The organism is Sphaerisporangium sp. NPDC049002 (assembly GCF_040649355.1).
Classification (GTDB): domain Bacteria; phylum Actinomycetota; class Actinomycetes; order Streptosporangiales; family Streptosporangiaceae; genus Sphaerisporangium.
Map to the genome: position 1 here is coordinate 18,665 of NZ_JBEZFH010000056.1, position 17,930 is coordinate 36,594.

Below are 17,930 nucleotides of genomic sequence, written 5' to 3' on the forward strand. Positions count from 1 at the left end.
TGTCCAGCCTGCTGCGATCACCCACATGAACAGGGGCGACTCCACCGATGACCACCAACATCGACAGCGTTCAGTTAGGCCAGTTGGGCGAGCGCGCGATTCTCGACAATTTCATCCTTCCTCGATTCAGTACGTTCAGATCGGGGGTGACTGGGATAGGAGACGACTGCGCGGAGATCGGCGCTCCTCCCGAAGGCCACACGTTCGTCATGACCACCGACCCCTGCCCCACTCCTCTGGTATTCGATATCGCGGACCGCGACTATTGGCATTTCGGGTGGATGACGATGCTCATCAACCTGAGTGACCTCGCGGCCATGGGTGCCACGCCGACCGGCATCGTGGTGTCCACAGTCATGCCCAACGAGATGCTCGTCTCGGAGTACCAGCGCTTCCTGGACGGTCTGTCGGCTGCGGCGGACGAATGGGATTGCCCGGTCGTCGGCGGAAATATCAAGGACGGCGACTCGTTCACGGCCACGGGCACCGCCATCGGTGTGGTGCGAAGAGACCGGATCCTCCGGAGGGTGGGGGCCCGACCGGGTGACCTCATCTTCGTCGTCGGCGAGATGGGCCTGTTCTGGGCCGCGTTGCTGCGGCTGATGTATCCAGCGCGGACCACCGTCAGTGACAGCACATCAGAACGCCTTGATCACGCCCTCCACCATCCCGTACCACGTGTCCGGGAAGGCCGGATCCTGGGCGACGCCGCCGTGGTGAGCGCGTGCATGGATGCCTCGGACGGAGTGAGCGGCTGTCTCCGCGAGTTGGCCTACCGCAACAACGCAGATTTCATCATCGACGCTGATTTGCTCGAACCCTCAGCGCCCGTGGCGGAGGTGGCTCGGTCCTTCGGCATGGAACCCGGCAGTCTCATGCTCTCGTGGGGAAACTGGGAGCTTGTTCTCACGGTTCCCCGGCCAAGGCTGGCCGAATTCCACGAGGTCACGGCAGCGCACCGGATCCCGTACACACGAATCGGCGAGGTGCGACCCGGCCCCGGTCAGGTGCTGTTGGAGACCGGCGGAAGGACCCGGCCGCTGACCAATCTGGCTTCCGAGCGTTTCACGCCGACGTCCTACTTCACTCACGGAATCGAGGCCTACGCCCAATGGCTTCTTCAACAGCCTCTCACCGAATCGGACCAGAAATGACACACCTGTGGATAACACTTGGCCCGTCGTCACTGGGGTTAGAAGCCGAATTGTTCTCCCGAGGCGCGACGGGCTCCCGCTTGACGTTCTCCTACGGCACTCCGGAGTTGCAACTGGAGCGGGCCAGGACGCTGCGGAAGGCGGCGCAGGAGGTGAACCGCACGAGCTTCACCGTCGCCGACCTGGCCGGGGAGAAATTCCGGCTCGGCGAGTTCACCGGCCGGCCGTCCATCCCTGTGACACCGGGCTGTCGCTTCGTGCTGGCATCCGGGGCAAGCTCCGATCCGGAGCATGACGGGGCCTTGCCCGTACCGGACCAGAGCTTCTTCGGTCATTTGACTCTCGGGGACGTCATCACGGTGGGCGATGGCGGCGCGGAACTCACGGTCGTCGACCTCGACGGCGCCCTGGCCGGGGTCGAAGCGGTCTCCACAGGGGTGATCGACCAGACTCGAGGACTGACCGTACGCGGAAATGACTTCCGGCCAAGGGCGCTCACGACCAAGGACCGGTCTGATCTGCGGTTCGTCGCACAACACGAAGAGTTCGACGCGGTCGCCCTGTCCTTCGTCTCGTCCGCGCGGGATGTGATGGACGCACGCGACCTCCTGGGGGGACGCGACATCACCCTGATCGCGAAGATCGAGACGGCGCTCGGGGTGGCCAACATCCGGGAGATCTGCGCCGTGGCCGACATGGTGATGGCGGCACGCGGCGACCTGGCCCTGAGCATCCCCTGGGTCGAACTGCCGGAAGCAGTGGAACGGATCGCGGAAGGCGCAGCGGGTGCCCGCATACCCTGGATACTCGCCACGCAGGTCGCGGAAGGACTGGAGCGGTTCTCCCTCCCCACCCGGGCGGAGATCTGCGATCTGGCCCACTGGCTCGCCCAGGGCTGCGCTGGTGTCCTGCTCTCCTACGAGACAGTGTTCGGCAGGAACGCGATCGGCGCGGTGAGCGCGGTCGACGAGCTCATCGGGCGCTGGAGCACATCTGACGTCACCGGCGCCCCACTGGGCTGAACCAAGGCCCGGCGGGCCGCCGGGGTGGGCGGGTCGCCGGGCGGGGGATGGTTCTCAAGGGGTGGCGAGGGCTTCGGTCGGGGGCATGCGGGCGGCGCGGACCGCCGGGTAGAAGCCGGCGATGCCGCCGATGATCAGCGTCGCGACCACGCCGCCGACCATCGCCCAGGCAGGGATGATCGACGGCCAGCCCTGGGAGGAGGCGTAGGCGATGGTCACGCCGATGCCGAGGACCACTCCCCCGATGCCGCCAAGGGCCGACAGCAGTTGCGACTCGGCCAGGAACTGCAGCCGGATCTGCCCCCGGGTGGCACCCAGGGAGCGGCGGAGGCCGATCTCCGCGCGCCGCTCCAGCACGGAGATGACCATGGTGTTTGCCACGCCGACCCCGCCGACCAGGAGCGCGACGCCACCGAGGCCCAGCAGCAGCGCGTTGAGCGTCGCGTCGGTGGCCTGCTTGGCGGCGAGCACGTCGGAAGGACGGGAGACGTTGACCTCGTCGGGGTGCTCGGGGTTGGCGGAGGCGGCCAGCACGTCCCGCACCTCGACCACGTGCTCCTCCTCGGCACGGGTGTAGACGGTCGTCGGGTAGCCGTCGAAGTCGAGCCGTTCCTCGGCCACCGGCCAGCCGACCAGGGCGGAGGTGTCGAGCTCGGGGGCCAGGGGCACCGGGGCTAGCACACCGACGACGGTGAACCACTGGCCTCCGAGCCAGACCCGCTGCTCGGGTCCCGCCTGGGCGACGCCGAGCCGGTCGGCCGCCCTCGACCCGAGGACCACCGCCGGGTAGCGGTGGGTGGCCCCGTTGAGCCAGGTGCCGCTGACGACCGTCGCCCCGACGTCCGTGAGCAGGTTGAGGCGGGCGGCCTGGACCCCGATGCCACCGGACTGGGACTCCGGTATGTGGTCGTTGCGGTAGACCTTGGCGCTGGTGGTCCCGGTCGCGGTCACCGACGTCACCGGGCCGATCTGGCCGATCATGCTCTCCGACTCGGAGGGCAGGTGGGACCCCTCACCGAACATGGAGTTACCCGGTGAGATGGTGAGCAGGTTGGTGCCGAGCGCGGAGAGCTGCCGGTTGAGGTCCTCCTGGCTGGAGGCGGAGATGCCGACCACGCCCAGCATCGCGGCGATGCCGATCGCGATGCCGAGTGCGGAGAGGAACACCCGCAGCGGCCGTGACCGCAGCCCCGCCCCGCCGACCCTGAGCACGTCGCGCGGGCCGAGGCGGGTGGGCGTCAGCCGCGTACGCTCCTTGGAGATGGTCACCATGCCGTCCCTCGCCTGGTCTGTGAGCTGAGGGGCATCCGCCCGGCCTGGACTGCGACGGTCATCATGCCGGCACCCGGCCGGCCCGGGAGTCGTGGACGACGCGGCCGTCCAGCATCTCGATCTGCCTCGGCAGGGCCGCCGCGATGTCCCGGTCGTGCGTGATGATCACGACGGTGGTGCCGGCCTGGTGGAGGTCGCGGAGCAGGGCCATCACGGCGCCACCCGATCTGGAGTCGAGGTTGCCGGTGGGTTCGTCGGCGAGGAGCAGCTCGGGGTCGCCGACCACGGCGCGGGCGATGGCCACCCGCTGCCGCTCGCCACCGGACAGCTCGTGCGGCCGGTGGTCGAGGCGGTGCCCGAGGCCGACCCTGTGCAGTATCTCCGTCGCCATCCTGCGCCTCCGCTTGAGGGGGACGCCGGAGTAGAGGAGCCCGTCGGCGACGTTGTCCAGCACCGGCACCCCGGCGGTGAGGTGGAACTGCTGGAAGACGAAGCCGATCGTGCTCGCGCGCAGCGCCGACAGCTCACGGTCGGTGAGCGTCGCCACGTCGTGGCCCGCGATGCGCACGGTGCCGCCCGATGGCCGGTCGAGGGTGCCGATCATGTTCAGCATCGTGGACTTGCCGGAGCCGGACGGGCCCACGATGCCGACCAGTTCGCCGTACCCGATCTCCATCGTGGCCCCGCGCAGGGCCGCCACCTCCCCGGCGTAGAGCTTGCTGACCTCGCTGAGGGAGACGATCACTTGGGCACCACCACGGTCGCGCCCTCGTCGACCCCGGTGACCTCCACCTTGCCGTCGGCGAACATGCCCGTCCTCACCGCCGCATAGCGGGTGGCCGGGCCCTCCACGACCTGAACGCCGTACCCGCCCTCGGCCAGCGCGAGCAAGGCGTTGACCGGCACGACGAGCACGTTCTTCCGCCGCGCCGAGACGATCTCGACGTCGACAGGGGCGGTGTCGTAGGTGTCGAGCTTCTTGCCGGCGCGGATGGAGACGACCATCTCGACCGTGGTCGTGGTCTCGTTCTGGGTGGAGTGCTCGGTGGCCACTCTGCCGATCTTCTTGATGGTGCCCGGGACGGTGGAGCCGTCCGGCAGTTCCACGGTCGCCTTCATCCCCTTCTTGACCAGATGCCGGTCGGCGACGTCCAGCGGGACGGTGACCTGACGGGTCGTACCGGTGTAGGTCAGCACGGGGCCGCCGGCGGTGGCGCCGAGCGAGGTCTTGAGCTCGGAGACCCGGAACGCGCCGTCGTGGACGACGACGGCGCCGGGTTCGACCCGGCCGGTGACCGGGACGCCTATGTCCTCCTGCCACCGCTTCACAGCTTCGCGGGTGGTCCAGGTGAACTCGTCGTCCACGGTGAAGCCGTCGTAGCCGAGCTTGGCCAGGTTGGTCTCCAGCAGCCTGACGTCCTTGCCCTCGACCCCGTTCTGCAGGGTGCGGTAGAGGGGCATGCTCCCGTACAGGAGCGGGACCCGGTCGGCGTCCACGCTGTAGGCGGCCCGGCCCCGGGTGACGACGGCGCCGGCGGCCGGCAGCCAGGTGATCGTGCCCTGGCGGGAGGTGGCCGAGACGGTGGCGGTGTCGCCGTAGCCGAGGGTGCCGTCGACCGTCTCGGTCTCGGTCAGAGTGGTACGGGTGACCTGGGCCGTCGCCGGGGGCGTCCGCTGGGCGACGGGCGTGCCGACGTCGCCCCCCACGCCGATCGCGGCCGCCACCGAGGCGGCGAGCACCGCTCCGCACCCCACGGCCACCGCGACCTTCCTGCCCCGCCCGCGCCGCCGCCGCGGGGGCGCCTCCGGTTCGCCCGTCGCGCTCACGGGCCGCTCCGTGCGCGTGTCACTCACCCTCAGGACCCCGTGACACTGACAGACCCGCCTTGGGGGCCCAGCTTGTCGCGGCAGGCCTCCTGGGCCTTCTTGAACGTCGGGTCGTCCGGCTGGACCTTGCTGTCGGGGCCGCCGATCATGATGCCACCGCCGTGGGCGAAGTCCGGGTCGGGCATGTCGACGCCGTTGTCCCGCATGCACTGGGTGAAGGCACGCATCTGTTCCTGCCGCTCGGGCGTCATCTCGGGCCCCTTCTCACCGAACGAGGTCTTGCTGCGGCAGTCCTCCATCGCCTTGTCCGCCTTGGCCTGGTCAGCCTTGGGCACCTCGATCTTGACGCCGCCACCCATGCCCGGCTCGGGGTCGGCCATGTCGATGCCGTGGTCCCGCATGCACTGGGCGAATTGCCTGGCCTGTTCCTGGGGGTCGACCGAGGCGGTCGGGGAGGCGCCGGTCGAGGAGGGGGACTTCGTGCCCTGCACCGAAGCCACCCCACCGGAGGTGGCCGGCTGTCCGCATCCGGCGGCCAGCGCGAGGAACGCCACCGCTACAAGTGTTCTTCTCATGGCCCGAATGCTGCCGAGCGCGGATCGGAGCGACCCCTGAGCTACCTCGGAGGAACCTCGGAATCCACCAGCGGAAGCAGCACCCGGAAAACGGCGCCCTCTCGCTGGGAGGTCGCAACGTCTTCTCGGGAGCTCGCAAGGTCGCCTTGAGAGGTCGCATGGTCTTCTCGGGAGGTCCCAACGTCTTCTCGGGAGGTCGCACCGTCGCCTTGGGATGTCGCACCGTCGCCTTGGGATGTCGCGAGCTCGACGCGCCCGTCGTGCGCCCTGACGATCCCGGCCACGATGGCGAGCCCGAGCCCCGCCCCGCCCTCGGCGCGCGAGCGGCTCTGGCTGACCCTGTAGAGCCGTTCGAAAACGCGCGGGGCGTGGTCCTCGGGTATCCCCGGGCCGGTGTCGCACACCTCCAGCACTCCCATGAGCTGGTGCGTCGCGTCACCGACCGCGGCGGCCGGTGAGGCGGTGGCCCTTCCGGCGCCCACCCGGACGGTGATCTCCGCGTCCGGCGGGGTATGGACGAGCGCGTTGGTCACCAGGTTGGCCGCCACCTGCCGCAGCCGGGCGTCGTCGCCCAGCACCATGACGGGGCTCAGCGCGGAGCCGAGCCCGGTGAGCCGTATCCGCCGCTCGGGGAGCCGGGCACGCGCGTCGCGGACCGTCTCGACCGCGATCTCCAGCAGGTCCACGGGATGGGTGTCGAGGGGACGTTCCTCGTCCAGATGCGCCAGCACGAGCAGGTCGTTGACGAGCAGGCCCATGCGGGTGGCCTCGTCCTCGATCCTGCGCATGGTCTCGTCCATGGGCGGCCCCGGCGGGGTGCCGCCCCTGCGGTAGAGCTCGGCGAAGCCCTGCACCGAGGTCAGCGGGGTGCGCAGCTCGTGCGACGCGTCGGCGAGGAACCGGCGCATCCGCGCCTCGGACTCGATGCGCGCGGCGATCTCCGACTCGACCCGGTCGAGCATCACGTTCATCGCGACCCCGAGACGGCCCGGCTCGGTGTGCGGGGCGGTCTCGGGCACCCGGCGGCTGAAGTCGCCCTCGGTGATCTGCGCGGCCGTCTCCTCCATCCGCGTCAGGGGGCGCATGCCGAGCCGTACGAGGGCGGCGGCGGCCAAGCCGAGCAGGAGCAGCACCACCGCCATGACCGCGGCGTCGATGGCCATCAGCCACCGCTGCGTCGCCTCGATCTCGGCCAGCGACGCCGCCACCACGACGATCTCACCGCCGGGGAGCTCCATCGCCTTCACCCTCCAGGACGGCCCGTCCGTGCCTGGCACGGTGTAGGGCTTGCCCCTCTGAATCTCATCGAAGGAACCGAGCTCCGGCCTGTTGGGGAGGGCACCTCGAATCTCCGCGGCCAGCTTCCCGTCCGAGGTGAAGAGATAGAACCTCCTGTCGCCGATCATCTGTTGGACGATCTCCTTCTCGGACACCTGGATCTGGATCCGCCCCTTCTCCGTCGATCCGGACATCGGGAACGGCAGGCCCTGCTCGGGCAGCATCACGAGCCCGGTCGTGGCCGGGGAGGCGGTGGCGTCGAGCTGGTCGTCCAGCCGGGCGACCAGGTAGTTGCGCAGCAGGCTCAGGCCCACCACGTTGGACAGCACCAGCGCGACCGCGGTCAGCGCCACCGCCGCCACCACGAGCCGGGCCCGCAACGTCCAGCGCCCCGGCCGCCGCAACCGCCGCCCGAGCTCTTGTGTGAACGACCTCACGCGTCACCCTTTCGCGGCAGCTTGAGCGTGTAGCCGACGCCTCGTACGGTGTGGATCAGCGGCGGATCCCAGCGGTCGATCTTCTTGCGCAGGTAGTAGACGTAGGACTCGACGATGCTGGAGTCCCCGCCGAAGTCGTAGCGCCAGACGCTGTCGAGGATCTGCGTCTTGCTCACCACCCGTCCGGCGTTGGTGAGCAGGTAAGCCAGCAGGTTGAACTCGGTCGGCGACAGGTCCACCGGGACACCGCCGCGCCGCACCTCGTGCGCGTCCGCGTCCAGCTCCACGTCGGCGTACCTGAGCAGGTGGTCCGTGGACGGCCCGGCCGCCCGGCTCCTGCGCAGGATGGCCTTGATCCGCAGGACCACCTCCTCCAGGCTGAACGGCTTGGTGACGTAGTCGTCCGCGCCGAGGCTCAGCCCCTGGACGCGGTCCTCCACGGTGTCCCGCGCGGTCAGGAAGAGTACGGGCACCTCACCGAGCCGGCGCGCCACCTCGAAACCATCCAGATCGGGCAGCATCACATCGAGGACGACGATGTCCGGATCGAACGCCGCCGCTGCCCTCAACGCGTCGGTCCCGCACTCCGCCGTCTTCACCTCGAACGACACCAGGCGCAGGGTCTGCGACAGCAGAGCGAGGATGTTCGGCTCATCGTCAACGACGAGAACCCTGTCGGGCCGGTCCATAACCTCTACGTCTACCCGAACTACCTCAACGCCAGCTCAAAGCAAGCAGATCCACCCGCCTCGCCCATCCCCCTGAGTCGCGGGAAGGAACGCTCAGCCGGGCACACTCCGCCGTCGCCTCCATAGGCCACGACCAGGAATCCGACGCGCCCTGGGCACCGGAACGAACTCAAAGAGCGGTTACGGCCTGCTATATATGAGCGATGATTCGATAACATTGACGCAAATTACGGCCCGTGTGACGCTATAACTGCAAAGGTGCCCATAATGGGAAGGCGCGACGCATGAACACGCCATGGGAAGCGGAGACCGGAACGAAATTCCTGCGTAGAATCGGCAAGTCGATGCGCGAGCTGGGAAGCACGGCCAACACCGACGGCTGCCCCGACATCTGGGAGATGGAGAACGGAGACATAGCCGTGGTCGGACGTGACGTCACAGCGAGCTATGCGGGCAGGCTTCCCAGTGACGTGACCATTCGCGCGGACGAGCGCCTCGTCATGATTCCACGACACCTTCTCACCAGCGCGAAGCCGGATATCCCAGATGCTTGACCAGCTCAGCCGCCTTCCAGCGCAGGACCTCGATCTCGGCGCCTACAAGAGCGACTTCCAGGACAATTTCTGGAAGGCCGACGTGACGTGGAAGCTGGAGAGGCAGGTCACTTTCAAGGAGCCTTCCTCGCCCAGTTGGGTGGCGATGGCAGAAGGCGAGTGGAAGAAGTCTCTGAGGCTCGCTGAGGAGATGCGTGCCGGAAGGATGGAGCATCAGCGCGAGCTCGACCGCCACGGCATCGTACAACGACGAATCCGATTCATCTGCGAGCCACCGACACCGTACCTCCAGTGGGAGCTACACCTGCTCGCCATCTGGGCAGAGCTGGGTGAGCAGATACGAATCCTCCCCGCCGAGACCATCTCGCACCTGGAGACGCGGAGCGTACTGCCGGAGGTCGTGGTGCTGGGCGACCGCTCGACAAGCCCGGTCATGTACGACATCCAGTACACAGACGGTGTTCTGGCCGGCGCGCGCAAGTTCACCGATCTCGATCTCATCCAGACCTGCCGCCGCGAGATCAGCGCCCATTGGGAACGCGGAGAAGACATCCGCCGATACTTCCCGAGGAAGATCAGATACCTTCCCCCACCCGCACGCCAGGGGGTATGAAAGGCGGCATGACCGCCCAGACTCGTCAGCTCCCAGCAAGGCTCAGACCGCTAACAGGTCCACCTTCCATGAGTCGACTCGTTCCCGTCCTGACAGTCCTGCTCGTGCTTCTAGCGGTAGCGCTGGTAGCGCTGTCCCCTCTCGCGCTCGATGTGCTCGACGATGGCGGGAGATGGTCGCGAAGAAGTGAAATCGGACAGACCTACGGGGCAGCCGCCGCCTTGCTCTCCGTCTTCGCATTGGCCGCGATCACTGTTTCCTTAGTCCTGCAAGCCCGTGAAGCCAAGCTGGCCCGGGAACAGGCGTCACGGGCCACTCACAATGAGTTGATCACGATGGCTCTGGAAAACCCGATTTATCGCGAGTGCTGGGGGGTGTTCAGCACCGAGACGGACGAGAGGTCCCTCAGGCAGCAGTTGTACACCAACCTCATCTTGTCCTACTGGCAGACCCGGTTCGAGCTCGGCACCTTTTCCGAGACGCATCTACGTCACGGCGCGACAACCATCTTCTCGGCCAGGCCTGGGCGGACTTTCTGGCATGAAGCCAGAGAAGCACGCATCCGGACGTCCCAGACGCGAAAGGCTCGGAGGTTCCACGCGATTCTCGATGAGGAGTACAACAGGTCGGTCGCGGCCACGCCCACGCTCGACCTGCCCTCAGAGCCGCGCGCCACGCGAATCGCCGGGCTCATGCGCAGGGTCGCCGATCGGCTGGACAGGTAGGTGTCGCCTCCGCGCCCGGCAGGGGAGGTGGAGTGTTGTTCTCTGGGGGGATCACGTGCAGTGTGTGGGGTGCCGTGCGTGGGAGTACCGCGGTGGTGGGATGGGCCTCGCGGAGCGCCCCGAGTACGAGAAGGAAGCATATTGAGCTCAGAGTCAGCGGGGCGTTTCGGTCTGGTCGGCAGCGGGTGGCGTTCGCGGTTCTTCCTGCGCCTGGCCAGGCAGTTGCCCGAGCGGCTGTCGGTGTCCGGCGTGGTGACCAGGTCGGCCGAGCGCGGAGCGGAGGTCGAGTCGGGCTGGGGTGTGCCGACGTTCCGCTCTGTCGGGGAGATGCTCGCCGCCGGACGTCCCGAGTTCGTCATCCCGTCGGTGCCGTGGCCGGTCACCCCGGAGGTGACCAAGGAACTGGTCGCGTCCGGCGTCCCCGTGCTGGCCGAGACGCCGCCGGCGGCCGACCTGGACGGGCTGCGCGACCTGTGGGCCGCCGTCGGTTCCAGCGGCCTGGTGCAGGTGGCGGAGCAGTACCTGCACATGCCGGGGCACGCGGCCAGGCTGGCGCTGATCCGTGAGGGCGTCATCGGGCAGGTGACCTCCGTGCAGGTCTCCTCCACGCACCTCTACCACGCCGTGTCGATGATCCGTCACCTGCTCGGCGCCGGCTTCGAGGCGGCCACGGTGAACGCCCGGTCGTTCACCGGCCCGCTGGCCGACCCGCTGACCCCGGACGGCTGGACGGGTGACGCGTCGCCGAAGAAGGCGGCCACCACGATCGCCACGCTGGCGTTCGACCGCGGGATGGGGCTCTACGACTTCACCGACAACCAGTGGTGGAACCCGCTGCGCACGCGCCGCATCGTCATCCGAGGGTCGCTGGGCGAACTGGTGGACGACCGCGTCGTGCGCCTCGCCGACCCCGCCACCCCGGTGGAGTCGCACCTCATCCGGCGCCAGACCGGGATCGACCTGAATCTCGAAGGCTTCGAGCTGGACCACATCAGCTTCGACGGGCGGATCGTCTACCGCAACGACTACAAGGGGGCGCGGTTCTCCGAGGACGACCTGGCCGTCGTCTCCCTGCTGTGCCAGATGACGGCCTGGGTGCGGGGCCAGGCGCCCGAGCCGTACCCCCTGGCCGACGGCTGCCAGGACCATCTGATCAGCCTGGCGATCGGCGAGTCGCTGCGCACGTCGGCCGACGTCACCACCACCCGCGAGGCCTGGGCGCGCTGACCCTCCGCCCTAGTAGGACGAAGGCCCACGAGGAGGACGAACACCCACGACGGCTCGCCCATGGACAGGGGTGGCCGTCGTGGGTGTCACCGGGCTCCCCCACTGCCGGCCGGTGGCGCGGCGACCTGGCGGAGTTCCACGTCGCCTACCACCTCGGCCTGGCGTGCCGCCCATTCGATCGCCTCCTCCCTCGATCTCACCTCGATCAACGCGAACCCGGTGATCAGTTCCTCCTCGCCGGCGGACGGGCCTCCTGTCACGATCCGCCTCCTCTCGAAGACCGAGACGCGTGCGCCCGCCGAGCCGGGCAGGAGGGCTTCGGCGGCGAGCAGTACGCCGGCCCGTACCATCTCGTCGATCAGCCTCCCCAGGCCGGCGAGCGGGTCGGCGGCCGGGTCGGCGGCCTGAACCACGCGCTGCCCGGTGGCCCTGTGCATCAGCATGAACCGCATCGTCGTGCCTCCTATAGGGACATTAGGGACATCTATAAGGACATCCGCGTCCATCTAGATGTCGATCGACGGGCGGGGACTTCGACAGGCTCTCGCGGGAACTTCCGACGTTTCGCTTCCCCGAGGCGTACGCATTGGGGTGCGGTATGGGCGCAGTGTGGGTACGAAACGGCAATGTCGCCCGACAAGCTGGACGCCTACCGGAGCAAGCGCGACGCCACCCGCACGCCGGAGCCCGTGCCCGAACCGGGGCCCCTCCCCACGGGCCAGGACGACACCTTCGTGATCCACGAGCACCACGCCCGCCGCCTGCACTGGGATCTCCGCCTCGAACGCGAGGGCGTGCTGGCCTCCTGGGCCATCCCCAAGGGCCTCCCCCTCGACCCCAAGACCAACCATCTGGCCGTGCACACCGAGGACCACCCCATCGAATACTCCACGTTCGAGGGAGAGATCGCCCAGGGCGAGTACGGCGGGGGCCTGATGCTCGTCTGGGACCGGGGCACCTACGAGACCGAGAAGTGGACGGACCGCGAAGTCAAGATCGTGGTACACGGGTCGCGGGCCTCCGGCCGGTACGTGCTGTTCCCGACCCACGGCAAGAACTGGATGATCCACAGGATGGACCCGCCGCCGGAACCCGGACTGCCGACCGCCGCGGACCTGCGTCCCATGCTGCCCGAGGAGCGCAGGCGCCTTCCTCGCGACCAGGACGCCTACGGCTTCGAGTTCGACCTCGGGGGCACGCGTGCCCTCGCCGGCATCGAGAACGGCAAGGTCGGCCTCTTCGCCGAGGACGGCACGCCTGTCGACCACCCCGACCTCGCCGGCCTCGGCAAGAACCTCCTCGGGCTGCCCTCCGTCCTCGACGGCCAGATCGTCGAGATGGACGGCGCGCCGATTTACATGATCTTCGACGTGCTGCGCCTCAACGGCGGAGTCCTGCTCGACCGGACCTACAGGGACCGGCGCCGCACCCTCGACCACCTGTCCCTGCGCGGCCCGCACTGGCAGACGACTCCGTGGTTCCCTGGCGACGGCAAGGCGGTGCTCAAGGTGGCCAGGGAGCAGGGGCTTCCGGCCGTCCTGGCCAAACGGCTCGACAGCCCGTACGTCCCCGGCGCGCGGTCGCCGTACTGGCTGCGCGTCCCCGTAGGCGACTGACTCTCTCTCCTGGCCGAACGGCGGCTCGTACGCGCCGCCGCCGGTCAGCGGAAGTCGTCCGCGTGGTCCGCCGCCCACTGGGCGAACGTACGGGCGGGCCGGCCGGTGACCTTCTCGACGGTGTGCGTCACCAGGGCCTCCCGGCCGACGGACCTGGCCTGGAGGTCCATCAACGTGTCGACGATCTCCTCCGGGACGCGCTGGATCATGGCCTGCCGGGCGACCTCCGGCGGCACCTCCTCAAGGCGGAGCGGCCGTCCGGCGGCCTCGCCGACGATCCGTACCTGGTCGCTCAGTGTCAGCGAACGCGGGCCGGTCAGCTGGTACCGCGCGCCGTCGTGGCCGTCCGAGATCAGCGCCTGGACGCCCACGGCGGCGATGTCGGCCTCGTGGATCGGCGCCGTGGCGGCCTGGCCGAACGGAAGGCGCACGACGTCCCCCGTCTTGACCTGGCCCTGCCACTGGTAGGCGTTGGTGGCGAAGGCGCCGGGCCGTACGAAGGCCCGCTCCAGGCCGGACTCCTCGATCGCGTCCTCGATGACGGCGTGGAGGGCGGCGATGGGGTTCGGCTGAACCTCGGCGTCGTCGTCCACGGCGATGGACGAGAGCAGGACGACCCTGCGGACGCCGGCGTCCTTGGCGGCCTTGAGGAACGCGGGTGCGGTGCCCGGCACGGCGTACAGGAAGGCGGCGGTGACGCCCTGAAGCGCGGGAGGGAGGGTGCCGGGCTCGGACAGGTCCCCGCGGACCACCTCGGCCCCGGCCGGCAGGCTCGCCCTGTCCGGATCACGGGTGAGGGCCCTGACTTGCTGACCAGCGGCGAGAAGCTGCTCGACCACGTTCCGGCCGACGTTGCCGGTGGCTCCGGTTACCAGGATCATGAGCTTCCTCCAGAGTGGTGACCATAATCGCGGAACCATGGGTTTCAGCGAGTATCGGATGGCTTCTATCGCGAATGTCAGCCCAAGGATGATGATCCCCGGATGGCGGGTTCTCACCCGGCCGATCATCCAAGCCGCCCTCCCTCGACACCCGGACCAGGTACCTGACCAGGCAAGATGTGTGAGCAACGACACGCCGAGCTCGTGCACGATTTCACATGGCGTTCATAAATGGGCAACAGCTTTGAAACGGCCGGTTGACAATCTCGGCGTTGCGGACACGTGTGGGGTCTGCTTGTCTGAAGGGATCGTCGTGACCTACAAGGCCGAGTACATCTGGATTGACGGCACCGAGCCGACCGCCCGCCTCCGGTCCAAGACCAGGATTCTTGCCGACGGCGCGGAGCTGCCGATCTGGGGCTTCGACGGGTCGAGCACCAACCAGGCGCCTGGCAAGGCCTCCGACTGCGTGCTCAAGCCGGTGTTCACCTGTCCGGACCCCATCAGGGGCGGTGACAACGTGCTGGTCCTGTGCGAGGTCCTGCTCACCGACATGACGCCGCACCCGACCAACACGCGGGCGCAGCTCTCCCCCGTCGCCGAGCGCTTCGCCGACCAGGACTCCTGGTTCGGCATCGAGCAGGAGTACACCTTCTTCAAGGACGGCCGCCCGCTCGGCTTCCCGGTCGGCGGCTTCCCCGCCCCGCAGGGCTTCTACTACTGCGGCGTCGGCGCCGACGAGGTGTACGGCCGTGAGGTCGTCGAGGCTCACCTCGACGCCTGCCTGGAGGCCGGTCTGGCGATCTCCGGCATCAACGCCGAGGTCATGCCCGGCCAGTGGGAGTTCCAGGTTGGCCCCGCCGGCCCGCTCGCCGTCTCCGACCACCTGTGGGTCGCCCGCTGGCTGCTGTACCGCATCGCCGAGGACTTCGGCGTCACCGCCACGCTCGACCCCAAGCCGGTGAAGGGCGACTGGAACGGCGCGGGCGCGCACACCAACTTCTCCACCCAGGCCATGCGCTCCGGGTACGACCCGATCATCACCGCCTGCGAGGCCCTCGGCGAGAAGGCCGAGGAGCACATCGCGGGATACGGCGCCGAGATCGAGAACCGGCTCACCGGCATGCACGAGACCGCCCCGTGGAGCGAGTTCAACTACGGCGTGTCCAACCGTGGCGCGTCGGTCCGCATCCCGTGGCAGGTCGAGGTCGACAAGCAGGGTTACATCGAGGACCGCCGCCCCAACGCCAACTGCGACCCGTACGTCGTGACGCGTCTGATCGTGGACACCTGCTGCGCCGCCCTGGAGAAGGCCGGGCAGGTCTGACCCCGGCCCCGGCCCACACGGCCGGCCGACGTCCGACAGGTGGCGCCGCTTCCAGCGATGAAGGTTCTCGCGGGCGGCGCCACCGGCGTGTCATCTGGCCACGGACTTGACCAAGGTGGGCTTGCGCTTCCTGCTGGTGAAGATCTCGTCCACGATGCCGTAGGCCTTGGCCTCCTCGGCGGTGAGGATCTTGTCGCGTTCGATGTCCTTGCGGACGCTCTCCAGCGACCGGCCCGAATGGGCGGCGACGAGGCTTTCGAGGAGCGCGCGCATCCGCATGATCTCGCGCGCCTGGACCTCCATGTCACTCGTCGGCCCGAAGCTGCCCTCGGTGGAGGGCTGGTGGAGCAGGACGCGCGACTGCGCCAGCGCCGCCCGCTTGCCCGGTGTGCCGGCCGCGAGGAGTACGGCCGCGGCGGACGCCGCCTGGCCGATGCACACCGTCTGGATCTCGGGGCGGACGAACTGCATCGTGTCGTAGATCGCCGCCATCGCCGTGAACGAGCCGCCCGGCGAGTTGATGTAGATGCTGATGTCACGGTCGGGATCGAGTGACTCCAGGGTCAGCAACTGGGCCATCACGTCGTTGGCCGAGGTGTCGTCGATCTGCACCCCGAGGAAGATGATGCGATCCTCGAAGAGCTTGTTGTACGGGCTCATCTCCTTGACGCCGTAGCTCGTACGCTCGGTGAACGTGGGCATGACGTACCGGCTGTCGATCGGGGCGACCCTGGCGGGGATCCCGGGCCGGCTCTGATCACTCATAGTGCCTCCACTCGTGCTTCGAGGTCATGCTCTGGCCGGTCAGGAGACCGGGCCGGCGGAGGGAACGAGGTTGGCGCTCCGCACCACGTGGTCGACGAAGCCGTAACTCCTTGCCTCCTCGGCCGTGAACCACCGGTCGTGGTCGGAGTCGCGCGCGATCTGCTCCACGGATTGGCCGGTGTGGAAGGCGATGCGCTCGGCGAACATCTTCTTCGTGTAGAGCATCTGCTCGGCCTGGATCTTGATATCGGAGGCCGTGCCGCCGATGCCGCCCAATGGCTGGTGCATCAGAATGCGGGCGTGCGGCAGGCTGTAACGCTTGCCGGCCGTGCCGGCGCAGAGCAGGAACTGCCCCATCGAGGCGGCCAGCCCCATCGCCACCGTCGAGATATCGTTTGGGACGTATTGCATGATGTCGTAAATAGCCATGCCGGCCGTTACAGAACCGCCAGGCGAGTTGATGTAAAGAAAGATGTCCCGCTTGGAGTCCTCGGCCGAGAGCAGCAGCAGCTCTCCGCAGATCCTGTTGGAGATCTCGTCGTCGACCTCCTGGCCGAGGAAGATGATGCGCTCGCGCAGCAGCCGCTGGCTGATCGGATCGATCATCGAGGGTGAGGGCACCTCGACGGGATGCGAGCTGGACTCGAAGGTCGCCGCGAACGGGTCACGGCTGGAACGCCTCGGGGTCACCGTTTGCCACCTGCTCCCAGATTAGTCGCCGGAAATCGCGGTTTTTACGTGCCGCGAAATTCTGAGTTTAACGCTGCCAGAAATCACACCCGCCCGACAGCTTTTTCACTGTCGGCACATTTTCACTATGAGCGGATTCCGCTTTAAACGTATTCCGCTCACAACGTATTTCGCTTGACAGAGTTTTGGCGATTACACCAGATGATCAGACCAGTGGAGTGACCGCCTCCGCCCGGCGCGTGGGGCGGTTTCAGCCCGTCATGGGTCTCTATGTGTCGTCGCCCGGGGGTTGGGCCGCCTGGAGGCAGAGGGGGGGTGCCCTGGAGGGGTCCGGCCGGGGGCATCGGGTGAGGGTGGGAACGGGTGGCCTGGATCTCGCCATCCCGCAGCCACCGGGGAGACCAGGAGTTGGGTGGGCAGCACTCGGATCACCCGTCAACCGGATCACGGGGTGGGAACGGAACCCAACAAGCCCGACCTCTTTCTCCAATTCAGGCCAGATCCCCTCGATTTCTGCGGTGTCGGCGGTGTCGGCGGTGTCGGCGGTGGATCCGGCCAGCGCTGTGCCTCGGTCCCGGGCGCGATCTACCGTCTGCTCGAATGGGACGGACACGAAGATGCGCAGGTCCCACCGGTCGATGAGTTCTGGGCGCAGGAGGAAGACGCCGTCGAACAGCAGTACGGCGTCTGCGGGGGCGGTCGTGGCCGGCGGGGACGATGGGGTGTCGGTGTCTCTGTCGTAGACCGCGTGTTGGAACCTTCGGTCTCCGCCTGGGCCCAGCGGATCGAGCAGGACCCGGCACAGCGCGGCGTGGTCGTGGGCGTCGAAGTAGCAGCCTTCGGCCGAGTACTGGCCGCGTCGGTAGCGCTGTGCACGGGGGAAGAGGAAGTCGTCGACGGTCGCGCGGATGACGTCGCGGTCCTGCGCGCGCAGGACGACGGCGAGCTCGTCGGCCAGTGTGGTCTTGCCGGCGGCGGGCGGCCCGTCGATGGCGACCCGCAGCGGGTGCGCGGTCGTGACGGACCTGATCGCCTCGGCCAGCCGACTGATGAGCTCGCCGCGGGTGCCTTGGTCCATTGCTGCCTCTCTCACGGTGTCTCTGTTTAGCACCGCACGTCAGGGTTTAGCACCGCACGTCAGGGTTTAGCACCGCACGTCAGGGTTTAGCACCGCACGTCAGGGTTTAGCACCGCACGTCAGGCTGCGGTCACCGGGTCGCGTTCGACGAGGACGCCTCGTTCGAAGCGGGCTCCGGCGCGGACGAGGGCTACTCACTA

At 68.2% G+C, this 17,930-nt stretch carries 19 protein-coding genes; 8 read left to right on the plus strand and 11 right to left on the minus strand.

Annotated elements, in window-relative coordinates; all coding sequences use genetic code 11:
• The first annotated feature begins 47 nt into the window (after positions 1 to 47).
• Together thiL and AB0B89_RS14280 are read left to right on the plus strand one after the other, a co-directional pair.
• Positions 48 to 1,154: a thiamine-phosphate kinase gene (gene thiL / locus AB0B89_RS14275; protein WP_358552233.1), complete on the plus strand. Its 1,107-nt coding sequence runs from the start codon at positions 48 to 50 to the stop codon at positions 1,152 to 1,154.
• Complete coding sequence (locus AB0B89_RS14280; protein ID WP_358552235.1) at positions 1,151 to 2,176, plus strand: pyruvate kinase; 1,026 nt, start codon at positions 1,151 to 1,153, stop codon at positions 2,174 to 2,176. The genes thiL and AB0B89_RS14280 overlap by 4 nt, the downstream gene beginning before the upstream one ends.
• A gap of 54 nt (positions 2,177 to 2,230) precedes the next feature.
• On the opposite strand, the gene AB0B89_RS14285 is transcribed toward AB0B89_RS14280, so the two are convergent.
• The 6 genes from AB0B89_RS14285 to AB0B89_RS14310 form a co-directional block, all read right to left on the minus strand.
• The gene (locus tag AB0B89_RS14285; protein WP_358552237.1) at positions 2,231 to 3,445 is read right to left on the minus strand and encodes an ABC transporter permease; all 1,215 of its coding nucleotides are present in this window, start codon (positions 3,443 to 3,445) and stop codon (positions 2,231 to 2,233) included.
• A 64-nt stretch (positions 3,446 to 3,509) separates the two neighbouring features.
• Complete coding sequence (locus AB0B89_RS14290) at positions 3,510 to 4,190, minus strand: ABC transporter ATP-binding protein (protein ID WP_358552272.1); 681 nt, start codon at positions 4,188 to 4,190, stop codon at positions 3,510 to 3,512.
• Positions 4,190 to 5,275 carry a peptidoglycan-binding protein gene (locus AB0B89_RS14295; RefSeq protein ID WP_358552239.1) on the minus strand — a complete coding sequence of 362 codons (1,086 nt, stop codon included), beginning with the start codon at positions 5,273 to 5,275 and terminating at the stop codon, positions 4,190 to 4,192. The genes AB0B89_RS14290 and AB0B89_RS14295 overlap by 1 nt, the downstream gene beginning before the upstream one ends.
• Before the next feature lie 29 nt (positions 5,276 to 5,304).
• Positions 5,305 to 5,850, minus strand: a complete 546-nt coding sequence (locus AB0B89_RS14300) for a hypothetical protein (protein ID WP_358552241.1) — start codon at positions 5,848 to 5,850, stop codon at positions 5,305 to 5,307.
• Between the two features lie 41 nt (positions 5,851 to 5,891).
• Complete coding sequence (locus AB0B89_RS14305; RefSeq protein ID WP_358552243.1) at positions 5,892 to 7,565, minus strand: ATP-binding protein; 1,674 nt, start codon at positions 7,563 to 7,565, stop codon at positions 5,892 to 5,894.
• Positions 7,562 to 8,254 carry a response regulator transcription factor gene (locus AB0B89_RS14310; protein WP_358552244.1) on the minus strand — a complete coding sequence of 231 codons (693 nt, stop codon included), beginning with the start codon at positions 8,252 to 8,254 and terminating at the stop codon, positions 7,562 to 7,564. Before AB0B89_RS14310 ends, AB0B89_RS14305 begins: the two co-directional genes overlap by 4 nt.
• A gap of 284 nt (positions 8,255 to 8,538) precedes the next feature.
• Between AB0B89_RS14310 and AB0B89_RS14315 the strand changes: the two genes are divergently transcribed.
• The 4 genes from AB0B89_RS14315 to AB0B89_RS14330 all read left to right on the plus strand — a co-directional run bounded on the left by AB0B89_RS14315 (position 8,539) and on the right by AB0B89_RS14330 (position 11,373).
• Positions 8,539 to 8,808: a hypothetical protein gene (locus AB0B89_RS14315; protein WP_358552246.1), complete on the plus strand. Its 270-nt coding sequence runs from the start codon at positions 8,539 to 8,541 to the stop codon at positions 8,806 to 8,808.
• On the plus strand, positions 8,801 to 9,421 hold the full coding sequence (locus tag AB0B89_RS14320; protein ID WP_358552248.1) for a DUF6879 family protein: 621 nt from the start codon (positions 8,801 to 8,803) through the stop codon (positions 9,419 to 9,421). The genes AB0B89_RS14315 and AB0B89_RS14320 overlap by 8 nt, the downstream gene beginning before the upstream one ends.
• Before the next feature lie 104 nt (positions 9,422 to 9,525).
• The gene (locus AB0B89_RS14325; RefSeq protein WP_358552250.1) at positions 9,526 to 10,146 is read left to right on the plus strand and encodes a DUF6082 family protein; all 621 of its coding nucleotides are present in this window, start codon (positions 9,526 to 9,528) and stop codon (positions 10,144 to 10,146) included.
• Positions 10,147 to 10,287: 141 nt separating this feature from the next.
• Positions 10,288 to 11,373 carry a Gfo/Idh/MocA family oxidoreductase gene (locus tag AB0B89_RS14330; RefSeq protein ID WP_358552252.1) on the plus strand — a complete coding sequence of 362 codons (1,086 nt, stop codon included), beginning with the start codon at positions 10,288 to 10,290 and terminating at the stop codon, positions 11,371 to 11,373.
• An 86-nt stretch (positions 11,374 to 11,459) separates the two neighbouring features.
• Here AB0B89_RS14330 and AB0B89_RS14335 read toward each other — a convergent pair whose 3' ends face one another.
• Positions 11,460 to 11,825, minus strand: a complete 366-nt coding sequence (locus tag AB0B89_RS14335) for a YciI family protein (RefSeq protein ID WP_358552254.1) — start codon at positions 11,823 to 11,825, stop codon at positions 11,460 to 11,462.
• 174 nt (positions 11,826 to 11,999) lie between these two features.
• Between AB0B89_RS14335 and AB0B89_RS14340 the strand changes: the two genes are divergently transcribed.
• Positions 12,000 to 12,989 carry a DNA polymerase ligase N-terminal domain-containing protein gene (locus AB0B89_RS14340; RefSeq protein ID WP_358552256.1) on the plus strand — a complete coding sequence of 330 codons (990 nt, stop codon included), beginning with the start codon at positions 12,000 to 12,002 and terminating at the stop codon, positions 12,987 to 12,989.
• A 44-nt stretch (positions 12,990 to 13,033) separates the two neighbouring features.
• On the opposite strand, the gene AB0B89_RS14345 is transcribed toward AB0B89_RS14340, so the two are convergent.
• Positions 13,034 to 13,870 (minus strand): NAD(P)H-binding protein, encoded by an 837-nt coding sequence (locus AB0B89_RS14345; protein WP_358552258.1) that lies wholly within the window; start codon positions 13,868 to 13,870, stop codon positions 13,034 to 13,036.
• Between the two features lie 295 nt (positions 13,871 to 14,165).
• Between AB0B89_RS14345 and glnII the strand changes: the two genes are divergently transcribed.
• Entirely contained in the window at positions 14,166 to 15,197 is a 1,032-nt protein-coding gene (gene glnII / locus AB0B89_RS14350; protein WP_358552260.1) for a glutamine synthetase, read from the plus strand.
• 90 nt (positions 15,198 to 15,287) lie between these two features.
• Here glnII and AB0B89_RS14355 read toward each other — a convergent pair whose 3' ends face one another.
• The 3 genes from AB0B89_RS14355 to AB0B89_RS14365 form a co-directional block, all read right to left on the minus strand.
• Positions 15,288 to 15,962: an ATP-dependent Clp protease proteolytic subunit gene (locus tag AB0B89_RS14355; RefSeq protein WP_358552262.1), complete on the minus strand. Its 675-nt coding sequence runs from the start codon at positions 15,960 to 15,962 to the stop codon at positions 15,288 to 15,290.
• A 39-nt stretch (positions 15,963 to 16,001) separates the two neighbouring features.
• Positions 16,002 to 16,568 carry an ATP-dependent Clp protease proteolytic subunit gene (locus AB0B89_RS14360; protein WP_358552264.1) on the minus strand — a complete coding sequence of 189 codons (567 nt, stop codon included), beginning with the start codon at positions 16,566 to 16,568 and terminating at the stop codon, positions 16,002 to 16,004.
• 352 nt (positions 16,569 to 16,920) lie between these two features.
• Positions 16,921 to 17,730 (minus strand): cytidylate kinase family protein, encoded by an 810-nt coding sequence (locus AB0B89_RS14365; RefSeq protein ID WP_358552266.1) that lies wholly within the window; start codon positions 17,728 to 17,730, stop codon positions 16,921 to 16,923.
• Positions 17,731 to 17,930: the final 200 nt, after the last annotated feature.